We start from the raw sequence: 5,189 nt of genomic DNA on the forward strand, positions 1-5,189 counted from the left end.
TCGAACTGGCTGCATGACAACATGCTTCCGGGCAAGGAAATCAATGTTTCCGGTCCGGGCGGCGAATTCACTGCTGATGCCACGGGCGAAGAAAAGCTGTTGTTCATTTCAGCTGGCAGCGGCATCACCCCGATGATGTCGATGACACGTACCGCCTGTGACCTGTCCGAGCCGACCGACCTTCATTTCGTTCATGCGGCACGCACACCGTCTGATCTGATTTTCCGTGATGAGCTTGCCCTCCTGGCCGCACAGAACCCGACCCTGAAGGTGGCACTGACCTGCGACAGCGCGTCTGCCAGCCATCAGTGGACCGGTTATACCGGCCGCCTGAGCTTGCCGATGCTGTCGCTGATGTCGCCTGACTTCAAGGACCGCAAGGTATTTTGCTGTGGACCTGCCCGCTTCATGGAGGGTGTTCGCCACATGCTCGAAGAAGCTGGCTTCGACATGGGCAAATACTACGAGGAAAGCTTTGATTTCGGCGCTGAAACCGCGGGCACGTTCGAAGAACACGCCTCTGTCGCCCCGGAAATCAGCGAGCAAACCTTCCGCGTCAGCTTCAGCAAGACCGGCCACGTGGTTGAATGCAGCCCGGGCATGACCATTCTGTCGGCCGCCAAGGAAGCCGGCCTGATGCCGATGTCATCCTGTCAGCGTGGCATTTGCGGTACCTGCAAATCCAAACTGGTGTCAGGGGAAGTCGACATGAACCATGGTGGCGGCATCCGTCAGCGCGAAATTGATCAGGGCAAGATTCTTATCTGCTGCTCGACCCCGCTTTCCGATGTCGAGGTCGAGATGTAATATCTCTGCGATCTTAAGCGCATCAATTCAAACGCCCTGCTTACCATCACAGTAAGCAGGGCGTTTTCTTTTCTTATGCGCCGGCCTCAAGCTGCGGTGCGTCTTCGACCATCGCACTTGTGGCCAGTGAATCCGGGATCGGGCGACGCAGGGCCTGTGGCGTGCAGCCATAACGACGGCGGAACATCCGGCTAAGATGCGAAGAATCACAAAATCCGCAATCAACCGCAATCTGGGCGACAGACTTGTCGCTTTTCTCGATCAGGTGCTGGGCCAGATCAAGCCGGATATTAAGGAACGCTACCTGGGGCGATGTATCCAAAGCCATCCTGAAATGCCGTTCGATCTGGCGTTTGCTGTTGCCCATGCGACGCGCAATTTCCTGCACGGAAATCGGCATATCGATATTTTGCTGCATGATCAAAAGCGCGCGCTGCACGATCTGATCCTGCGTTTTCAAATCCAATGGAATGCCCGGCTGGGGCTTTTCCGCCTGAAGCGCATCATCAATAATCATGATATGCAGGCTTTTGTTCGCCTGTGCCCGCCCGACATGCTTATCGACCAGATAGGCCGCCAGGTGTGCCGAACTGACCCCGCCAGAACAGGTCAACCGGTCGCGGTCGACCACAAAAATCTGCTCGGTAACCGGATCAAGCCCTTCGAACTGCTCAACCACCTCGGAATGATGGAACCAACTGACACAGCAACGATACCCGTCAAGAAGCCCGGCCTCATGCAGCATAAAGACCCCGGTGCAAACACCAACAAGCGGCACCCCGGCTTCGGCCGCTTCATGCAGGAATTTCTGATAGGCAGGGCTCAGCTTTTCGGCGTCATCCATCAGCCCGCCAACAACCACAATATAATTGAACCGCCGTGGATCGCCCAAGCGTTCCTTGGGCTGAACCGCAATTCCGCTACTTGATGTGATCGGGTCCATCGTGTCCGACAGAACCGTCCATTTACACAGGATCGGACGACTGCGATCACCTTCGTCTGCTGCAAGGCGCAAGACATCGACAAAGTTGGCAAAGGCGCACAACGTAAAGCGTTTTGCGAGGATAAAACCGACGGTTAAACGCGGCGCAGTCTGGGCACGTGCTTCAGGCTTCTTGAGCATCGGTTCCTCCGATACAGACAAGGTTACCGGCTTTGTCGTAGCGGTAATCTCACTTTGACGCAAACATTCTATTTTTTGGCGCAAAAAGTCGCCAGATTACTTTTCATGATACCGAAGGGTATGTCGGCTAAGCAAGAGAAACACAGGGTCACGGCAGAATCAACAATCGGATTGCGATCAGGATGCCAAAATCGGCAAACAGTACATTCGCGCCCCGAAACGATTGCCAGAAACCTGTCCAAATTGCCCCGACCCCGGAAACTCGGCATCCAGAATTGCACCACGCTCAATATCGCCTCCGGTAGTGTCGCATCGCGTAACGCTTCCAGTCTTTGAAACTTACATCGGGTTGCGGCAAGACGCGCCCACACCGGACCAAAAACTTGTTTGATCCGGATTTCGTCAGAGAGGGAAATGATGAAGGTTCTCGTACCGGTCAAACGGGTCGTCGACTACAACGTGAAGATCCGCGTCAAGGCGGATGGTTCCGGTGTCGACCTTGCCAATGTCAAAATGTCGATGAACCCCTTCGACGAGATCGCGGTTGAAGAAGCCATTCGCCTTAAGGAATCCGGTCAGGCTGACGAAATCGTCGCCGTTTCGATTGGTCCGGCACAGGCACAGGAAACCCTGCGCACCGCCCTTGCCATGGGTGCTGATCGCGCCATCCTGGTCACGGTTGATGGCCCGGTTGAGCCGCTTGACGTCGCAAAAATCCTCAAAGGTGTTGTGAACGCCGAGGAACCCGGCCTTGTCATTCTGGGCAAACAGGCGATTGACGACGATGCCAACCAGACCGGTCAGATGCTGTCCGCCCTGCTCGGTTGGTCGCAGGCAACCTTTGCTTCGAAACTGGAACTTTCTGCCGATCACGCCAAGGTAACCCGCGAGGTGGATGGCGGTCTTCAGGCCATCAGCGTCAGCCTGCCGGCAATTGTCACCGCCGATCTTCGCCTGAACGAGCCGCGCTATGCGTCGCTTCCCAATATCATGAAGGCAAAGAAAAAGCCGCTTGATAGCAAAGCCGCCGCTGACTTTGGCGTTACCGTTGCCCCGCGCCTGCGCCTGATCCGGGTTGAAGAACCCGCAACGCGCAAGGCGGGCATCAAGGTTGCCGACGTTGCCGAACTTACCGACAAACTCAAGCATGAAGCTGGCGTCATCTGACCCAGGCGGAGATTGAAATCATGGCTATTCTTCTTTTTGCCGAACACGATAACGCCACCCTGTCCGAACAGACCGCAAAGGCCCTAAATGCTGCAACCCAGATCGGTGGTGATATCGATATTCTTGTCGCGGGCAAGGACGTTGCCGCGGTTGCCGATCAGGCTGCCAAACTTGCCGGTATTCGAAACGTGCTGGTTGCTGACAACGACGCACTGGCAAACCATCTTGCCGAAAATGCAGCCGATCTGATCGTTTCACTTGCGGGCGATTACGACACCATCGTTGCCGCCGCGACCGCCAATGGCAAAAACATCCTGCCGCGTGTTGCCGCCCTGCTCGATGTCATGCAGGTCTCAGAGGTGATGGAAGTTGTCGATACCGATACCTTCAAACGCCCGATCTATGCCGGCAACGCCATCGAAGTGGTGCAAAGCACAGACGCTAAGAAAGTGCTGACCATCCGCACCTCAAGCTTTGGCGCGGCCGAGGCCGGCGGAAGCACTGCCGAAATCAAGCCGGTTGATGCGGGCAGTGCGAATAGCGGGAAATCTTCCTTCCTTGAAAACATTCTGTCGGAGAATGATCGGCCGGAACTGGGTTCTGCCAAGATTATTGTTTCCGGTGGCCGTGCCCTTGGATCGGAAGACAAGTTCAAATCCGTTATCACGCCACTGGCCGACAAACTTGGTGCTGCTGTTGGTGCATCGCGTGCGGCTGTCGATGCGGGCTATGCCCCCAATGACCTTCAGGTTGGTCAGACGGGTAAAGTCGTCGCCCCGGACCTATATATCGCATGTGGCATTTCCGGTGCGATCCAGCATCTGGCGGGTATGAAAGATTCCAAGATCATCGTTGCCATTAATACCGATGAAGAAGCCCCGATCTTCCAGGTCGCAGATTACGGCATTGTCGGTGATCTGTTTGAAATCCTGCCGCAGCTGGAAAACCAGCTTTAACATTCAACACGAGACATCAAGACGGAACCAAACCAGTGAATGATACCTCTTATATCCTTCGTGTTGCCTGTGATGATCAGCCGGGCATCGTTGCGACCGTTACCTCTGCTCTGGCCACGCGCGGCGCCAATATCGCCGAGTCCAACCAGTTCTGGGACCGCCACACCAACAAGTTCTTCCTGCGTGTTGCGATCATCACACCGGCAGATATCGACAAGGAATCTGTTGCGCTATCGCTGAACCCCGCGGTGGATCGCTTTAACCTGAAGCTCAAGATTGATGAAGTTGCACGCCGTCCGAGAATCATCATCATGGTTTCGAAATTCGATCATGCGATGCTGCACCTTCTTTACCAAATCAAGGTCGGCTGGCTCGACGCCGAAGTGGCAGCCATCGTTTCGAACCACGAAGATGCCCGCAAGGTCGCCGATCAGGAAGGCATTCCCTTCTACCACTGGCCGGTGAACAAGGAAAACAAGGCTGAACAGGAAGCCAAGCTTGCTGACCTGATCAAGGAAACCAAGTCTGAACTGGTGGTCCTTGCGCGCTACATGCAGGTCCTGACCAACGAGTTTTCGAGCCAGTTCTATGGCATGATCATCAACATTCACCACTCGTTCCTGCCAAGCTTCAAGGGCGCAAAGCCCTATCATCAGGCTTACGAGCGCGGGGTGAAACTGATCGGGGCGACCGCACACTATGTTACGCCGGATCTCGATGAAGGCCCGATCATTGAACAGGAAACCGAACGCGTGAACCACGCCATGTCCGCAGACGATTTCGTCGCGGCTGGTCGCGATATCGAATCCCGGGTTCTCGCCCGCGCCGTCAAATACCATCTTGAAGGCAGGGTGATGCTTAATGATCACCGAACGGTTGTCTTCACTTTGTAGTAAACTTCGCAAAGGGGCCGGCTTTGACCGGTCCCTGACGCGTTTTCGCCATGCCGAGCACTGACAAACATCTCGGAAAGAAGGATTGAGAGAAATGAGCGCATTTCCAAGCAAGGCCAAAGTCGTCATCGTCGGTCTCGGGGGTATTGTTGGTTCCTCGGTGGCGCATCACCTGATCGAGAACGGCTGGGATGACATTGTTGGCATCGACAAATCGGGCATTCCGACCGATATCGGCTCGAC

At 55.2% G+C, this 5,189-nt stretch carries 5 protein-coding genes; 4 read left to right on the top strand and 1 reads right to left on the bottom strand.

Features of this window, described 5'->3' with window-relative positions; translation table 11 throughout:
* On the top strand, window positions 1-807 hold an 807-nt coding region (locus tag B3Z49_RS03915), incomplete at its 5' end, for a flavin reductase family protein (RefSeq protein WP_296988362.1).
* Window positions 808-880: 73 nt separating this feature from the next.
* Here B3Z49_RS03915 and B3Z49_RS03920 read toward each other — a convergent pair.
* Window positions 881-1,930, bottom strand: a complete 1,050-nt coding sequence (locus B3Z49_RS03920) for a GlxA family transcriptional regulator (protein WP_063089291.1) — start codon at window positions 1,928-1,930, stop codon at window positions 881-883.
* A gap of 417 nt (window positions 1,931-2,347) precedes the next feature.
* On the opposite strand from B3Z49_RS03920, the gene B3Z49_RS03925 reads away from it, so the two are divergent.
* The 3 genes from B3Z49_RS03925 to purU are packed head-to-tail and all read left to right on the top strand — an operon-like array spanning window position 2,348 to window position 4,946.
* Window positions 2,348-3,097 carry an electron transfer flavoprotein subunit beta/FixA family protein gene (locus tag B3Z49_RS03925; protein WP_296988366.1) on the top strand — a complete coding sequence of 250 codons (750 nt, stop codon included), beginning with the start codon at window positions 2,348-2,350 and terminating at the stop codon, window positions 3,095-3,097.
* Between the two features lie 20 nt (window positions 3,098-3,117).
* Complete coding sequence (locus B3Z49_RS03930; protein WP_296988363.1) at window positions 3,118-4,053, top strand: electron transfer flavoprotein subunit alpha/FixB family protein; 936 nt, start codon at window positions 3,118-3,120, stop codon at window positions 4,051-4,053.
* Between the two features lie 35 nt (window positions 4,054-4,088).
* Window positions 4,089-4,946 (top strand): formyltetrahydrofolate deformylase, encoded by an 858-nt coding sequence (purU, locus tag B3Z49_RS03935; protein WP_064788649.1) that lies wholly within the window; start codon window positions 4,089-4,091, stop codon window positions 4,944-4,946.
* The last annotated feature ends 243 nt before the right edge of the window (window positions 4,947-5,189 follow it).

It is taken from the genome of Thalassospira sp. UBA1131 (assembly GCF_002311515.1).
Lineage (GTDB): Bacteria > Pseudomonadota > Alphaproteobacteria > Rhodospirillales > Thalassospiraceae > Thalassospira.